Here is a 14,902-nt window from a genome sequence, read left to right as displayed (position 1 = left end):
CCTTGCCCTTTCAATCAGACCGTCGAACGGGGGCCGCCTTGAACACAAACGTCTTTGCGCCGTGGGAAGATCCACAGGCGAAACCATTGATCCAATTCCAGAATGTGACCAAACGTTTTGGCGGATTCACGGCGATCGACAACCTGTCACTGGACATATTTGAACAGGAATTCTTTGCTTTGCTCGGTCCATCCGGCTGCGGCAAGACGACCATGATGAGGATGCTGGCAGGGTTTGAAAAGCCTACCGAAGGGCACATCATGCTGGGCGGGCAGGACATCGACCCGATCCCGCCAAACAAGCGGGCTGTGAACATGATGTTCCAGTCTTATGCGCTGTTTCCTCATCTTAGCATCTGGGAGAACATCGCCTTCGGTCTGCGCCGGGACAACATGCCCAAGCGGGATCTTGAAGACCGCGTGGAAGAGATGTTGCGCCTGACCCGGCTTGAGCAATTCGCCCGCCGTAAACCGCACCAGATTTCGGGTGGCCAACGGCAGAGGGTCGCGCTGGCACGGTCACTGGCAAAAGCGCCAAAACTGCTGTTGCTAGACGAACCCTTGGGTGCGCTGGACAAAAAACTGCGGCAGGACACTCAGTTCGAGCTGATGGATATTCAGGAAAAGACCGGCACCACCTTTGTGATCGTGACCCACGATCAGGAAGAGGCGATGACTGTTGCCAGCCGCGTCGCCGTGATGGATCAGGGCAAGTTGATGCAGGTATCTACGCCGGACAGGATCTATGAAAACCCCAACTCAGTCTATGTCGCTGACTTTATCGGGGATGTGAATATCATCGAAGGCCGGGCGACTGCGAACGGCGATGAAGCCTACCAAATCGACTGGGCCGAGGGGCAATCGCCGCTGACCGCAACCTCGTCGACAGAATTCTCGAACGGGCAAAGCTGCCATCTTGCGATCCGCCCCGAAAAGGTGACGATCTCGGCCGACCGCCCGGCGGATTCCATCAATGCGGTACAGGGTAAGGTGCTTGACATTGCCTATCTGGGCAACTTGTCCACGTACTACGTGGAACTGCCGAATGGCACGATCATCAAGGCGCAATCGGCCAACACGCGCCGAATCTCGCGCCGATCCTTTACATGGGAAGACCCGGTCTGGCTGTCGTGGACGGCAACGGCTGCGGTTTTGCTGGCAAACTGATGCGCCGCGCCCTTCTGATCGCTGTTCCTTACGTCTGGCTGCTGGCCCTGTTTCTGATACCGTTTTTCATCGTTCTGAAGATTTCGCTGTCGGATGTCGAACTGGCGATCCCGCCATACACGCCGACACTGGATCTGTCGCAGGGTTGGTCTGGGATAACCGACTTTTTCAGCCAGTTGGATTTCGAAAACTTCGTCTGGCTGACCGAAGATGACCTTTACTGGAAAGCCTACCTGTCCAGCGTCAAGATCGCTCTGATCTCGACGGTTCTAACGTTGCTGGTGGGTTATCCGATTGCCTATGGAATGGCCCGTGCGCCAGCCGAATGGCGCCCGACGCTGATGATGCTGGTGATCCTGCCGTTCTGGACTTCGTTCCTGATCCGCGTTTACGCGTGGATGGGAATTCTCAGCAATGAAGGCTATCTGAACCAGATTTTGTTGTGGCTGGGTATCATTTCGACCCCGCTGACCATTTTGAACACCAATACTGCCGTCTACATCGGTATCGTCTACACCTATTTGCCCTTCATGATCCTGCCGATTTATTCGTCGTTGGAGCGCATGGATGAATCCCTGATCGAAGCAGCCGAAGATCTGGGCTGTTCCCGTCTGAAGGCGTTCTGGCTGGTGACAATACCGCTGTCGCGCCCCGGTATCATCGCCGGCTGTTTCCTGGTGATGATCCCGGTGATCGGTGAATTCGTGATCCCGTCGCTATTGGGCGGGTCCAGCACGCTGATGATCGGCAAGGTTCTGTGGGAAGAGTTCTTCTCAAACCGCGATTGGCCGGTGGCTAGTGCCGTTGCCGTTGTGTTGTTGCTGATCCTCGTGATTCCGATTGTGCTGTTCCAGCGCAACCAGCAGAAACAGACGGAGGCCGAGCAATGAACAGGCTGAGTTGGTTCAACGCGGTGTCTCTGACACTGGGCTTTGCGTTCCTCTACATCCCGATGGTCATCCTGATCATCTTCAGCTTTAACGAAAGCAAGCTGGTCACAGTATGGGCGGGGTTCTCGACCAAATGGTACGGTGAGCTTGCCCAGAATGAGGCATTTCTGAACGCGGCCTGGGTGACAATACGTGTTGCGGTGTTCTCATCCACATTGGCCACGGTTCTTGGCACCGCTGCCGCATATGTTCTGGTCCGTGGCGGGCGGTTTTTTGGCAGGACACTGTTTTCCGGAATGATTTACGCACCTCTGGTAATGCCCGAAGTGATCACCGGCCTGTCGTTGCTGCTGCTGTTTATCGGTATTGGACTGGATCGGGGCATTCTGACCATCGTTCTGGCCCACACAACCTTTTCGATGTGCTTTGTGTCGGTCGTCGTGTCCTCGCGCCTTGTGACATTTGACAAGTCGCTGGAAGAGGCCGCTTTGGATCTGGGATGTTCGCCAGCGCAGGCGTTCCGTCTTGTGACACTGCCGATCATTGCGCCCGCGGTGATTTCAGGCTGGCTGCTGGCTTTTACCCTATCGCTGGACGATCTGGTTATCGCGTCCTTTACCTCGGGCCCTTCGGCGACAACGCTGCCGATCAAGATATTCTCGGCCGTGCGTCTGGGCGTCAGCCCCGAGATCAACGCGCTGTCTACCATCATGATTGCAGTCGTCACGGTTGGCGTTATCACCGCCTCGCTGGTGACGAAACGCGCAATGGTTCGGCAAAAGCAGGATGAACTTGCCGCTGCGCGCACCGAATGAAGCGTCTTTTTCCGGACTACACCTATGGGCCTGGGCCCCGTCAGAACTGCTGGTGGGATCAGACAATTTCGGCACCTGATTGGCCGACCCATAAAGGTGATCTGAACGTTGACGTCGCAATCGTCGGCGGCGGTTTCACGGGGCTTTCGGCAGCCCTGCATCTGGCCGAGGCAGGTGTGAAAGTTGCGGTTCTTGAGGCCGCAACCCCGGGGTGGGGTGCTTCGGGCCGGAATGGCGGATTTTGCTGTCTCGGAGGGTCCAAGCTGAGCCATGCGGCTTTGGTCCGTGGGTTTGGCGCTGAGGCTGCGCAGTCCTACGAACAAGCGGAAGAAGATGCTGTTCAGCTTGTCGCGGATTTGCTGGAACAGCATCAGATCGACGCCGATACCCATTCGAAAGGGGAAACCCAACTGGCCCATTCGGCACGGGCGATGGAAAAGCTACGTCGTAACGCAGAAGCATCAGGTGTCTTGCACGGTTCTGGTGACCTGCAGCGCCTGGGTCTGGGCGGTTTCTTTCATGGTGCATATACAAATCCGGTTGGTTTCGCTCTTAACCCTCGAAAGTATCTGTTTGGTTTGGCAAGTGCCGCCAAGGCGCGGGGCGTACAGGTTTTCCAGAAATCGCCGGTTGAAACCATCAAGAAAACTCAGGCCGGGTTCGATATTGAATCCGGATCAGGTCAAATCCGCGCCACGAATGTTCTGATTTGCACGAACGGATACTCCAGCGAGGATATGCCGCCGTGGTTGTCGGGACGCTACATGCCCACGCAATCCACGGTTCTGGTGACCCGGCCCCTGACAGACGCTGAGTTGCAAGCGCAGGGGTGGACCTCGGAGCAGATGTGTTATGACACCCGAAACCTGCTGCACTATTTCCGCCTGATGCCTGATCGGAGGTTCCTGTTCGGCATGCGCGGAGGGTTACAGTCGTCCCCTCGGGCCGAGGCCGCCATTCGCCGGACAATGCGTCGGGACTTTCAGGCCATGTTTCCGGAATGGAAAGAAGTGGATGTGACCCATATGTGGTCCGGAATGGTGTGCCTGTCGCGCAAGCTGACGCCTTATGTCGGGCCGGTTCCCGATCAACCCGGAATGTTTGCCGCCTTTGCCTATCACGGGAACGGCGTTGCCATGGGGACGTATTGCGGGCGCGCCCTTGCCCGCCTGGTTTTGGATAAACAGACCGAGTTGCCCGCGCCGATTGCACAGCCGCCGGGACGGTTTCCTCTTGGGTTCTGGCGGCGCGCCTTGATGCCGCCCGCCTATGCTGCGATGGCAATCGCGGATCGGTTATCGCTCTAAAGCGCGGCGACTTCCAGTTCGAGCGTTTGGGCATAATCTGCAGCCCCGTTTTCGATGCGCCACAAACAGTAGGCAGCCATGCGCCATGCAAACCACGGGCGCAAATCCCGGTATCGCGCGACAGTTTCATCGTGACCATATGCTGCCAGAAACCGCTCTTCCTCGGTCACGCTCAGGGGTGCGCCGCGGTAAAGCCGTTGCATGGCTGGGGACAGGAACATCGCAATGTCCTCGCACGGATCGCCCCAAGCCGGGCACTGCCAGTCGATCAGGGTTATGCCGGTCGCCGCGACAAGGATGTTTCCGGCCACGGTATCGCCATGGATCAGGCATGTGTGTGCGGTCGCGGGCACATGGCCTTTGGGGCGCAGCTGCGCGAGCCGTGCTCGTGTATCAGAGGTGCAGACGCTTAGAATACGCTCGGCATGTTCAGCCAGGTCCCGACTGCCATTGCAGCCATCCGGCGCTTGGACCGAAACATCAAGCCTGTGTAGTTCACTCAGCAAACCAGCGACACTCTCAGGCCTTTCTTGCCACGGTGATCCGGGAGCGTGATCGTAGAACACCCAATGGCCTGTATCATGTGTTCCTGTCGCACGCAGGCGAGGAACAAATCCGGTTGGCTCAAGGGTGCGTAAGCATAGCGCTTCGAGTTCCGGGTCGTTGCGAAACAGCGGATTGCGCGGTGTTGCGCGATACAGCTTCAGAACCTTGTCACCGCTGCCACCCAGTACTTTCCAGACCTGATTTGTTCGCCCGCCATACAACGTTTGAAACTCTGCGCCGGGCTGAACAAAGTCACGGGCGCGCAGATCGTCGACCAGATCAGAAGGGGGGCGGGTTGGGGCAGGCAGGAGTTTCACCAATGCAGTTAGCGAGTCGAATCTGCCAAGGTTTGAACTGTCTTGCCCGGCAGATCAAGTTCCGGCTCTGACCCCGGTTACCGTCGTAGCAGCGACAACCTTCCCGCTTTCGAGGGTCAGCATAACCTGATTGTCCGTAACCTGAGCTTCGACAACTTCGCCATAGGTCTCTGCCAGCTGTGTCGATAACAGCTCGTCGCCATCATAACTTTCCAGTGTGGCCGAGTAACTCCCCGCCGCCAGAGGCTGCCCATCGCTTCCCTGACCAGTCCAAACCGTTCTATCGTCGGTCGTGGAAACAGCCACACGATCGACAACGGCTCCGTCACTGTCGCGGATGACTATGACCGCCTTGTCAGCATCTGGTGCGGGTGTGGCAAACAGCGTCAAAGGCTCGCCCTCATATTGGAAAGCCGCGGGCGCTCGCACGTCCATCCCGATCCATTTGCCGAGTTTGTCCAGATTTGCGCCACCCAGCGCCTGTCCAAGTGTCGCCAACAAATCATTTGTCTGAACCTGTTGTTCGACCATCGAGAATTGCGCCAGTTGCGATGCATATTCCGAGGCATCCAACGGTTTCAACGGGTCCTGATTCTGGGCCTGTACGGTCAGCATTGTCAGGAATGTCTCAAAGTCCGATGCCAGACCTGTTTGCTTTGACGCGTCTTGGGTTTGAACTGTGGCTGACGGTTGGGCGTTGGATTGGGTCGGGGTAATCAATTTCACAACCTCATGTCGATGCGGCCAACGGGGCCGGTTTTGGGAATGGGTGGCGCGTTTGAAGAGGAATCGGTGAGTTGCGCGGTCTCAGCAGGCGATCCTTCATGGTGGCCGGCCTGATTCTGTTCGGCGTCTCCGGATGTCCCGAGGTCAAATGACAGATCGCCTAAGCCAAAATTTTTGAACTCTTCCTCCAACACCGCCAAATGACGGCGCATCATCTCGAGGGTTTCCGGGCGCTCGGCGGAAATTGTCAGATGCAATCCGTCATCGCGGCCGTTCAACATGATGGACACCCGCCCCAGTTCTTCGGGGTTCAGCGCGATTTCAACGGAACCGGATTTCGGCTGTGTGGTGATGACGGCAGCCATTTGCCCGGCGACGGCGCGCGCTGTCTCGGCCCGGGCAGTCTGTGCCATGGCTTGTGTAAAAGTTACCGGATCCCGCCCCGCCGAAACGGGCGAATCTGCCCTGAGGGCGTGAACGTCTTCGACCTCGTGAAATGCTGGCGCGTCAGTCTGAGCACGGGTTTTTTCCGGCGCGAACATCTGCAATTGAGCGATGCTTGGTGCGCGATCCGGGTTGGTCGTTTGTTGAGGTGCAAGATTGCTTTGCGGCGGATGTTGCGTTTCATGCCGGTGCCGCTCTGGATGAACGGTCCGGTCTGCGGTCTCTTTTCGGGATACGCCCACAGGTTGCAACGCAAAAGCCGCAAGGTCCACCTTTCCCCGCGCAGCAATTGGTTGTGACGCAGGGCTCAAAGCCGCGCTGTGCCGAAAATCCGGGGTGACTATGCGCGAATCATTGATGCCTGCATCCAGTCTATCGACCTTGTTGGATAGGCCGGTTTGCTCGGTTTCAGGCACTTTCGGACTGCGCGGGTCGGTTAACGCAGCTGACACGGGTGTTTCGGAGGGATCGCGTTTTGTGCCCACTTCAAGACGCGTGTCCAGAAGGGGTGTCCGCTCACTCTGGTTGAGATCAGCGGACACTTCTGCATCTTCAGGCAAGACAGCCTCGTCCGTTTCAACGTCCACGTCCGGTTCTGCGCCTGTAAGAGCGGCTGCTTCTTCTTTGTTCTCACCTTTGTGTTGATTGAGCACGGCCTCAAACGTAGCGCCACTTTCATCCCCCTGCTCGGGATTGATTCCGTGGGGTTTGGCGGTTGCGGTTGGCGAGGATGACATCACTGAAAGAGGGTTGGGCATTATGCTCCGACTCCGGTTGTGTGACCGGAAACCTGCCTGCAGGAAGTTACGTTTATTTTAACTGCTTTCGCTTTTGATCGAAAAAGTTCGATGCAATTTTTGGAGAAAGCAATGAAGGTTTCCCCGCCTCTCTCCCCATCTCAACCCCCCGCCTATTCCCAGAAATTGCGGGAGGCGGCGATAGAACTAGAGGCTTCGTTTCTGAGTGAGATGTTGAAATCGGCCGGGCTGGGCAAAGCGCGCCAATCCTTTGGCGGCGGTGCGGGCGAAGATCAGTTTGCCTCATTTCTTGTTCAGCATCAGGCCCGTGCGCTGGCCAGATCCGGTGGCGTTGGCCTGTCCGAAACCCTGTTCCAATCCATGATGGAGAAAACCGATGCCAAAGACGTCTGAAACCGACCTAGTAAAATCACTCGAAGACGTTCTTGAGCTTGAGCGAAACGCGCTGGTGCAGGGCGATCTGGATTGTCTGCATCATACGGCTCCGGAAAAGGAAAAGCTGATTGGGGCACTCAATGATCTTGATGTCCCTGATAGTGATGAGCTGATCCGCCTGCAAAGAAAGGTCGAGCGGAATCAGGCGTTACTAAACAGCGCCGCCGAAGGGATTCGCGCGGTGGCCAACCGCATGGCCGAGTTACGGCGCGTGCGGCAGGAATTCAGCACCTATGGTGCGGACGGGCAGCGCAGCGAATTCGCCGTCCGCCATCAAGCCAAGCTGGAAAAACGGGCATAGATACGGGTTTAATTCAAATCCGAGGTTTCTGAATTCCGCGCTTTAGCACTCCGTTAGGGGATCGACGTCAAAGGTGTTCGGGCACCTGGACAAATCAGGTGGCGCGAACAGCCCGACGGCGGATCGCACCGATCAGAAAGACGTCAAAGCCCGCACCAGTGGCGGGATGAGCATGGGCGAAAAGGGCCCGAACGGAAAAGGAAGAAAGCTAATGTCCAGCATTCTGACAAACAATGGCGCCATGGTTGCGCTGCAAACTCTCAAGTCGGTCAACAAGGATCTTGGGGCAACGCGGAACGCGATCTCCACCGGTAAGGACGTTGCGACTGCGAAAGACAACTCGGCCGTCTGGGCGATTTCCAAGGTCATGGAATCGGATGTCAAAGGCTTCAACGCGATCAAAGACAGCCTGGCACTGGGTGAGTCCACCGTAGCGGTTGCGCGTAACGCGTCCGAAACGGTCACCGATCTGCTGTCTCAGATGAAAAGCAAGATCGTTGCAGCACAGGAAGACAACGTAGATCGCGACAAGATCAACGACGATGTCACCGCGTTAAAGGGCCAGATAAACTCGGTTGTTAACGCCGCGCAATTCAACGGCCTCAACCTGGTTAACGGCTCGGCGGGTTCCGCTTCGATCCTGGCGTCTCTTGACCGGGACAACTCTGGCAACGTGACCGCGTCGTCTATCACTGTTGCGGGTCAGGACCTTTCTACCGGCGGGTACACGGCGGCTCAGGTGTTTGACGGTTCGACCGGGTCTTCCAGCGGCAACGACCGCGTTGGTGCGACGATTGACAACGGCACAACTTCGGCAACTGCGCTGGTAACGGATGAATCCAGTGGTGCGTTTGCTGCAGGTGACAAGGTTGTGTTGGCGATCGACGATCAGGTCGTATCCTACACGGTTTCTGCAACGGATGCTGCGGCCTCTACGACCGGTGATATCGTTGCAGTGGGTTTGAAGGCGAAAATTGATGAACTTGGTATCACGGGTCTGACTGTTGATTATGACTCGGGCACCGCGGGCACCTTGTCCGTTGCCAATGCCACCGGCACGGACATTTCGTTCTCGGCTCAGTATGTGAACGCGGGTTCAGGCGGTCTTGGCGCATTGACGGGCATTGATGTTTCAACCGGTGCAGGTGCTACGGCCGCGTTGGCCACAATCGAGACGCTGATTGACACATCGATCGATGCATCGGCGGCTTTTGGTTCTTCGCAAGGTCGGATCGAAACGCAGAAGGAGTTCATTTCGAACCTGGCGGATTCGTTCAAATCCGGAATCGGGTCATTGGTCGATGCGGATATGGAAGAAACCTCGGCACGTCTGCAGGCGCTTCAGGTTCAGCAACAGCTGGCAACCCAGTCGCTGTCGATCGCAAATCAGGCACCGCAGTCGATTCTGTCACTGTTCCGCTAAGTTAAGGAACATGGTCGGGGCGCGGCAACGCGCCCCGATACTGACCGCCAAGTGGCAGATTACCGGAAGGATATTAAGTGACCCCGCAAGCCCTCGCACAACGAGCATATGCACAGACCGCCGCGCCAACGCGCACCCCGCGCGATACGGAATACGAAGCGATTTCGAAAATCACGCGCAGGCTCAAGGCCGCCGCGGCCCGCCAAAAATCAGATTTCGGCGCGTTTGTGCAGGCTTTGCACGAAAACCGGCGACTGTGGACCGTACTGGCCAGTGGCGTCACGGACTCTGACAATGCGCTGCCAAATGATCTGCGTGCGCGGATATTCTATCTGGCTGAATTCACCGAACAACACAGCAGCCAGGTATTGGGGAACAAAGCCTCGGTTGAGCCATTGTTGGAGATCAACATGGCGGTTCTGCGCGGTCTTCGCCAAATGGGGGCTACCTGATGGCAGGGTTGGTTTTGAAATTGGCGCCGAAAGAGCGGGTTTTGATCAACGGTGTAGTCGTGGAAAATGGCGACCGCCGTAGTCGGTTTTCGATCATGACGCCTGAGGCAAATGTACTGCGCCTGCGGGATGCGATCCACCCGGACCAGGTGAACACTCCGGTTCGACGTGTCTGCTATGCTGCTCAACTTGTGCTGTCTGGAGATATGGAACCCGATCAGGCACGCCAACAATTGTTACGGCGCGTCGAAGAGCTGAGCCAGGTCTTTACTGACGCCGACAGTCGCCGGGTTCTGTCCGAGGCAACGCAAGCGCTTCTGGATCAGCAGTTTTACAAATGCCTTAAAGCCTTGCGCGCGCTGCTGCCCCGCGAAGAGCGGCTCATGGCCTACCAGTAATGACGTTCCAGCCGGTCATACCTTCGGGCGGCATTGTCGGCTGGCGATTCCTGCAGCGGACATATGACGCGCAGATCGACAGTTTTTCTTCGTCCCCTGTCAACAAAAGGGACAGTGAGTACTTTTTGGAGAAGATCAAAAAGGTCCAGACAGCAGAGGAATTGGTGTCCGATCGCCGGCTGTTGCAAGTTGCACTTGGCGCCTTTGGGTTGGAATCCGACTTGGACAATCGCTATTTCATCCAGAAGATCCTGTCCGACGGGACCAAGGCGCAGGATGCGTTGTCCAATCGTCTGTCCGACAAAAGGTACCGGCAGTTTTCCGAGGCGTTTGGGTTTGGGCCGGGCGAGGTGCGAAAAACCGGGCTGATCACCAACATGGAAGAGATTGCACGTGACAGTGTCGTGTCGCGATTTGAAATTGCTGTGGGTGAATCAGATGAAACGATGCGGATCGCTTTGTATGCGCAGCATGCTCTGGGGGAGCTGGCTCAAAAGGAAGGCAGCAAAGATACCAAGTGGTTTGATTTGATGAGCTTGCCTCCGCTGCGGCGGATGATGGAAAATGCTCTGGGGTTACCGTCCAGCTTTGGCCAGTTGAATATCGACAAGCAACTGGAAGTGTTCAAAGACAGGTTGTCAGGGCTGACCGGGTCCGATGATCTGGCCCAATTCGAGGATAAGGCCGCAATAGAGCGGCTGACAGATCAATTCCTTGCCCGTAGTCAAATCGCCCAGCTTGAAAGCGCGATTTCCCCGGCGCAGACTGCGCTAATCCTGCTTGGTGTCTAAGGCAAAAAAGTGCTTCGGACGCGCGACGACCACCAGAAGCATTGTCGGGTGGCCCTGATTGATTTGAACTGCGCGCTTTTTGTATCTTAAGCGTTCAGAACGGCATCTGCGGACGTTCTGAGAGCATAAGACTCGACCGGTTGCGAAACGTTATGCAGCTTGACGTCGCCAAGAGGCAGCGCATTGGCGCAGGCGGGCACAATATCGGCAGACACCACAATCCTGTGGTTTTTGGTTTTTCCATATTCACCCAGACGCGCAGCGATATTCGCGGCTTGTCCGATCACGGTAAAGTCCAGCCGTTCACGTGAACCGACATTGCCGTAGGTCACGCGCCCGTAGGCAACCCCGATTGAGCAATCACAATGGTTGTCGGAACCTGACTGGCGCAACTCTCCCAACTTTTCTACGATGTTGATGGCGCTTCGCTGCGCGTTCTCGCGGGCGTTTTTTGAATCCTCACCCGCTGGAAACACGGCAAGGACCGCGTCACCGATGAACTTCAGGACTTCGCCGCCGTTTTCATGCACAATGCCAGAAACGGTTTCAAAAAAGTCGTTCAGTAGATTTATGTAGTCGGCGCGCCCCAGTTTCTCTTCCAAGCTGGTCGAATTGCGCAGATCACAGAACATAATGGCGGCATCAATTTCATCCCCGTCACCGCGCCGGATCTCACCCCCTAAGACGCGCGCGCCCGAGCGTTTGCCAACATAGGTTTCAAGCAGGACCTGAGCGTTCTCGCGCTGCATGAAAACCTCATAGAACCGGGCGATGACCAGCGAACATTCGAACACCAGCCCAAGGTTTTCGGTCGTGAATCCGTTCGGGTGATCACAGGTCAGGGTCAGAACGTTGGTCCGCCCATCCGAGAACGGCAACGGCATGGCGACATAGTCTGTTGCCCCTTTTTCCCGCAGGTCTTCCATGATCGGAAAGCTGTTGTGGGGGTTTTCCGCGTTCAGCCGCTGACGCACACCGCCCAGCCCGTTCGACACATGGCGCAACGGACTGTTGATATAGGCTGGGTGGTCGTGGATTTCATAGGTCGGAACATTGGTCGAGATCTCAGCCTCGCCCTTTTCCCAAATATAGTGTTTGCCGGCGATCAAAGGGTGCAGGGACCATGTCAGAATGCTGAGGCGTTGAATGGCAATCCCGTGTTCCAGCATTTTCTCGGCCAGCGCTTTGGTGAACGCCTCAGGCGTGTTTTTGGCGGACGCTCCACGCATCAGCCAATCGATCAAGGGGCCGCTGATATTGCCGTCTTGGGGTTCCCGCAGCTGATTGTCGCCCAAATCGATCCGGGAATAAGCATTGGGCAAGAACCCGATATGCCCCTGAATGGCAGCGCTTTCGGGCAGGGCTTCTTCATAGGCCCAAACGGAATTGGCAAGTCGTTCGCCGTCAAGAATGACGTCGTGATAGGTCGCGGTGCCCTTGAAGGGGCAAAAAGTCTGCAACTCGGTTTCGTCGCTGAGATCCACCAGCACGTCTTCGCGCGGAATGTAGATCGTCGGCGGCAGCCGTGTTTCGTACATGACTTTAGCGTTGCTGCTTTCGGCTAAAAGGGTCTGGTCCCGGTAAATCGCAATCTTACCATCTAACCGTTCGACCGAGATTCCATAGCCTTTTGGTCTTGCTGTGGCATGGACGTTCATCTTCATCCTCCCTGGCGCGGGGTCCCTATAGGATGGGCCTTGTGAAGAGGTTTTCCAAGGGGCAGCCTCGGCATTTTTCTGCACGATAGCTGTGCGGTCCTATTGGATCAGACCATCTGGATCACGTCCTTTTCGATTGACAACATATAACCTTTCTTGGCGATGTTCTTGACCAGCAATTCGCTGACCATCTGATTACCCAAGGCGTCACGCAGCCGTTTTATCCGTGTAGCACCAGCGGCTTCGTCACAATCGGCGGCGCTTTTGCCCGAAATCACTGCTTCGATCTGAACGCCGGACAGGACCTCGTCATCCAGTCGGGATTCGGCGAGGACAGACAGGGTCTCCATCGCAGCCGGGGTCAGTTTGAAGTCCATGTTGTTCAGATAGACGGTGTTTTCCTCGCGACTGATCAGCAGCGAGGTCACCTGAATGCCAGTGCGTTCGATCTGTGCCATCCGGCGGTTCAGCATGACCAGCATCACCAAAAACACCAGCGCCGTCACAAGCATGGCGCTGGCAAAGACCAGCAATACGAAAATCACCATCCGATAGCTGGACAGGGTATCGGCAAAGGCGGTGCCGGACTGGGCCAGAATCTCAAGCAGCCGGATTTCCGTCTGCGACGTCAGGTCGCTTTCGACAAACAACCGCTCCACTCGCGCGTTGAAGGCGTTGGCGTCTGGCAGGGTCCAGAACAGGAAGACGGCGGCGGTTATCAGGATCAGGACGATTGCCGCGATGCCTGCGCCGACCAGTCTTGTGCCAGATCGCCGGGTATCAGTAACGGAGATAGAATTGTCCGGCATTGGCCTTCCTTTTTTCCAATCCTTCCGGCCCAAAGACAGACATGACGTTCAACAAGGTCCAGCCCGACGCGCTAAGGCGTTGCGCGACTTCTTGTTGGGCCTGGCCTTTGTCACAGGCCGAAACCTGCATCACGCCATAATGCAGCCGCAGGGGGTTGTCCTGCTTGGCCTTGTAGTCCGCATAGCACTCTGCCGACGCGGCGGTACCAAGCGATATCAGGGCCGCAACGGCCAGAGAAGAGAGGATTGGTTTCATAGGCTGCATCCTGCGCATGGGTTTGCACGATATTCAATAACATAAGGGGTTTGAGGGGCGTGATATCGGATAACACCCGCCCGTTATTGCTTGTCTGAAGGGAGCGGACCCAGTGTTGGGGCATCACGTTTGCGGTCTGTGCCGGATCGCCCCGAAACACCAGGAAGGACACGCATTATGCACCGGAAGTTCATCGCTATTATCGTCGCTACTGCTGTTACCATCACCGGCGTCTCAGCCTCGCAGGCGCGGGCTGCGGATGCCAAGGACATCCTTGGTGGGCTTGCCGCTATTGCGATCATCGGGGCAGGGGTCCACTACTATAACCAGGAAAAACGCAAGAACCGGACCCGGACAACGCGTCATCAGACCTACACGCCCCAACCTTATGTAGCGCAGCCCAGCTACCCGGTGCGCCCCCTGCCGCAGCATGTCGCGCGATATGATCTGCCGCAGAAATGCCTGCGCACATTCAATACGTATTCGAACAATCATCCGCTTCTGGCGCCGAAGTGCCTCAAGAAGCACTACAAACATGCCAATAGCCTGCCGCAAGAGTGCAAGGTCGGATTCTGGAACGGCAATAAGGTGAAGCGGGCATATGAACCCGCATGCCTGCGCCAGAAGGGATACCGCGTCGTTTACAAGTAATCACTTTCGAGCAGGAGCGGCGCCACAGAAGCGCCGCGCAGGAGAGGGTGGCGCAAGCCGCCCTCTCTTTTTTGTCTTGCGGTGGGGCGCGAAACGCGGTTTTCGGTTGGTATGACAACGCCAGATTATTCGATTGAACAGGCGGCAGTGGCGCAAGGATATCTGCGCATTGCCGGTGTGGATGAGGTGGGCCGTGGGCCATTGGCCGGGCCTGTGGTTGCCGCCGCCGTGATCCTGAACCCCGAAGATATTCCCGAGGGGCTGAACGATTCCAAGAAACTGACGGCGAAACGACGGGCTGTTTTGGATATCGCGGTTCGTGACCGGGCTGAATTTGCGATAGCTGAAGCCTCGGTTGCCGAGATTGACGAACACAACATCTTGCGTGCCTCGCATCTGGCGATGGAACGAGCGGTTGCGGCCCTTGATCCTCCGCCGGACTATCTGCTGATTGACGGAAACATGATCCCTCGCGGTTTGACGATCCCGGCGCAGGCAGTTGTCAAAGGGGATGCGCATTCGGTGTCGATTGCGGCGGCTTCTATCATTGCCAAAAACTGGCGCGATCAACTGATGGTGGATTTGGCGCAACAGCATCCCGGCTACGGATGGGAGAAGAACGCAGGCTATCCGTCAAAACAACACAGAGAAGCGCTGCGAAATCTTGGTGTGACCCCACATCATAGGCGTTCATTCAAGCCGGTACACAATATCTTGTATCAAGAGTAAATCGTAAGCCGCTGATTCAAAAAAGAAATT

The 14,902-nt window shown here is 56.5% G+C and carries 18 protein-coding genes; 12 read left to right on the top strand and 6 right to left on the bottom strand.

Annotated features, from left to right (window positions below; translation table 11 throughout):
• The first annotated feature begins 38 nt into the window (after positions 1–38).
• Genes AC2FI8_RS13085 through AC2FI8_RS13070 form a run of 4 tightly spaced genes read left to right on the top strand, consistent with a single transcriptional unit; the run spans position 39 to position 4,178 of the window.
• Complete coding sequence (locus AC2FI8_RS13085) at positions 39–1,166, top strand: ABC transporter ATP-binding protein (protein WP_496768619.1); 1,128 nt, start codon at positions 39–41, stop codon at positions 1,164–1,166.
• On the top strand, positions 1,166–2,056 hold the full coding sequence (locus AC2FI8_RS13080; protein ID WP_108861206.1) for an ABC transporter permease subunit: 891 nt from the start codon (positions 1,166–1,168) through the stop codon (positions 2,054–2,056). Before AC2FI8_RS13085 ends, AC2FI8_RS13080 begins: the two co-directional genes overlap by 1 nt.
• On the top strand, positions 2,053–2,871 hold the full coding sequence (locus AC2FI8_RS13075) for an ABC transporter permease (RefSeq protein ID WP_058272596.1): 819 nt from the start codon (positions 2,053–2,055) through the stop codon (positions 2,869–2,871). Before AC2FI8_RS13080 ends, AC2FI8_RS13075 begins: the two co-directional genes overlap by 4 nt.
• Complete coding sequence (locus AC2FI8_RS13070) at positions 2,868–4,178, top strand: NAD(P)/FAD-dependent oxidoreductase (RefSeq protein ID WP_496779429.1); 1,311 nt, start codon at positions 2,868–2,870, stop codon at positions 4,176–4,178. Before AC2FI8_RS13075 ends, AC2FI8_RS13070 begins: the two co-directional genes overlap by 4 nt.
• Here AC2FI8_RS13070 and AC2FI8_RS13065 read toward each other — a convergent pair.
• From AC2FI8_RS13065 to AC2FI8_RS13055, 3 genes are read right to left on the bottom strand one after another with little or no spacing between them, the layout of a single operon-like run.
• On the bottom strand, positions 4,175–5,041 hold the full coding sequence (locus AC2FI8_RS13065; RefSeq protein ID WP_496726533.1) for a phosphotransferase: 867 nt from the start codon (positions 5,039–5,041) through the stop codon (positions 4,175–4,177). The two genes, AC2FI8_RS13070 and AC2FI8_RS13065, sit on opposite strands and share 4 nt — an antisense overlap.
• A gap of 54 nt (positions 5,042–5,095) precedes the next feature.
• Positions 5,096–5,767: a flagellar hook capping FlgD N-terminal domain-containing protein gene (locus AC2FI8_RS13060; RefSeq protein ID WP_496726534.1), complete on the bottom strand. Its 672-nt coding sequence runs from the start codon at positions 5,765–5,767 to the stop codon at positions 5,096–5,098.
• On the bottom strand, positions 5,764–6,969 hold the full coding sequence (locus AC2FI8_RS13055) for a flagellar hook-length control protein FliK (protein WP_496779427.1): 1,206 nt from the start codon (positions 6,967–6,969) through the stop codon (positions 5,764–5,766). Before AC2FI8_RS13055 ends, AC2FI8_RS13060 begins: the two co-directional genes overlap by 4 nt.
• Positions 6,970–7,080: 111 nt before the next feature.
• Between AC2FI8_RS13055 and AC2FI8_RS13050 the strand changes: the two genes are divergently transcribed.
• From AC2FI8_RS13050 to AC2FI8_RS13025, 6 genes are all read left to right on the top strand, one after another.
• A complete protein-coding gene (locus AC2FI8_RS13050) occupies positions 7,081–7,362 on the top strand; it encodes a rod-binding protein (RefSeq protein ID WP_496726536.1) in 282 nt (93 codons plus the stop codon).
• The gene (locus tag AC2FI8_RS13045; RefSeq protein ID WP_496739363.1) at positions 7,346–7,705 is read left to right on the top strand and encodes a flagellar biosynthesis protein FlgN; all 360 of its coding nucleotides are present in this window, start codon (positions 7,346–7,348) and stop codon (positions 7,703–7,705) included. The genes AC2FI8_RS13050 and AC2FI8_RS13045 overlap by 17 nt, the downstream gene beginning before the upstream one ends.
• 211 nt (positions 7,706–7,916) lie before the next feature.
• On the top strand, positions 7,917–9,128 hold the full coding sequence (locus tag AC2FI8_RS13040; RefSeq protein WP_496779492.1) for a flagellin N-terminal helical domain-containing protein: 1,212 nt from the start codon (positions 7,917–7,919) through the stop codon (positions 9,126–9,128).
• A gap of 77 nt (positions 9,129–9,205) precedes the next feature.
• Entirely contained in the window at positions 9,206–9,580 is a 375-nt protein-coding gene (gene flaF / locus AC2FI8_RS13035) for a flagellar biosynthesis regulator FlaF (protein WP_496726538.1), read from the top strand.
• Positions 9,580–9,978 (top strand): flagellar biosynthesis repressor FlbT, encoded by a 399-nt coding sequence (gene flbT / locus AC2FI8_RS13030; RefSeq protein ID WP_109310643.1) that lies wholly within the window; start codon positions 9,580–9,582, stop codon positions 9,976–9,978. The genes flaF and flbT overlap by 1 nt, the downstream gene beginning before the upstream one ends.
• Positions 9,978–10,769, top strand: coding sequence for a DUF1217 domain-containing protein (locus tag AC2FI8_RS13025; RefSeq protein ID WP_496779425.1), 792 nt, complete (start codon positions 9,978–9,980; stop codon positions 10,767–10,769). Before flbT ends, AC2FI8_RS13025 begins: the two co-directional genes overlap by 1 nt.
• Positions 10,770–10,855: 86 nt before the next feature.
• Here AC2FI8_RS13025 and AC2FI8_RS13020 read toward each other — a convergent pair whose 3' ends face one another.
• The 3 genes from AC2FI8_RS13020 to AC2FI8_RS13010 form a co-directional block, all read right to left on the bottom strand.
• Entirely contained in the window at positions 10,856–12,427 is a 1,572-nt protein-coding gene (locus tag AC2FI8_RS13020) for a DUF427 domain-containing protein (protein ID WP_496779423.1), read from the bottom strand.
• A gap of 107 nt (positions 12,428–12,534) precedes the next feature.
• Positions 12,535–13,236, bottom strand: a complete 702-nt coding sequence (locus AC2FI8_RS13015) for a winged helix-turn-helix domain-containing protein (RefSeq protein ID WP_058272592.1) — start codon at positions 13,234–13,236, stop codon at positions 12,535–12,537.
• Complete coding sequence (locus tag AC2FI8_RS13010) at positions 13,208–13,492, bottom strand: hypothetical protein (RefSeq protein WP_496779421.1); 285 nt, start codon at positions 13,490–13,492, stop codon at positions 13,208–13,210. Before AC2FI8_RS13010 ends, AC2FI8_RS13015 begins: the two co-directional genes overlap by 29 nt.
• Before the next feature lie 177 nt (positions 13,493–13,669).
• On the opposite strand from AC2FI8_RS13010, the gene AC2FI8_RS13005 reads away from it, so the two are divergent.
• Entirely contained in the window at positions 13,670–14,143 is a 474-nt protein-coding gene (locus AC2FI8_RS13005) for a hypothetical protein (protein WP_496768599.1), read from the top strand.
• A 111-nt stretch (positions 14,144–14,254) separates the two neighbouring features.
• A complete protein-coding gene (gene rnhB, locus AC2FI8_RS13000; protein ID WP_496739368.1) occupies positions 14,255–14,872 on the top strand; it encodes a ribonuclease HII in 618 nt (205 codons plus the stop codon).
• The last annotated feature ends 30 nt before the right edge of the window (positions 14,873–14,902 follow it).

This window comes from Ruegeria sp. CDSB029 (assembly GCF_059611125.1).
Note: the sequence above shows the minus strand (reverse complement) of the source record. Positions and strands in the feature narration are given on the sequence as shown.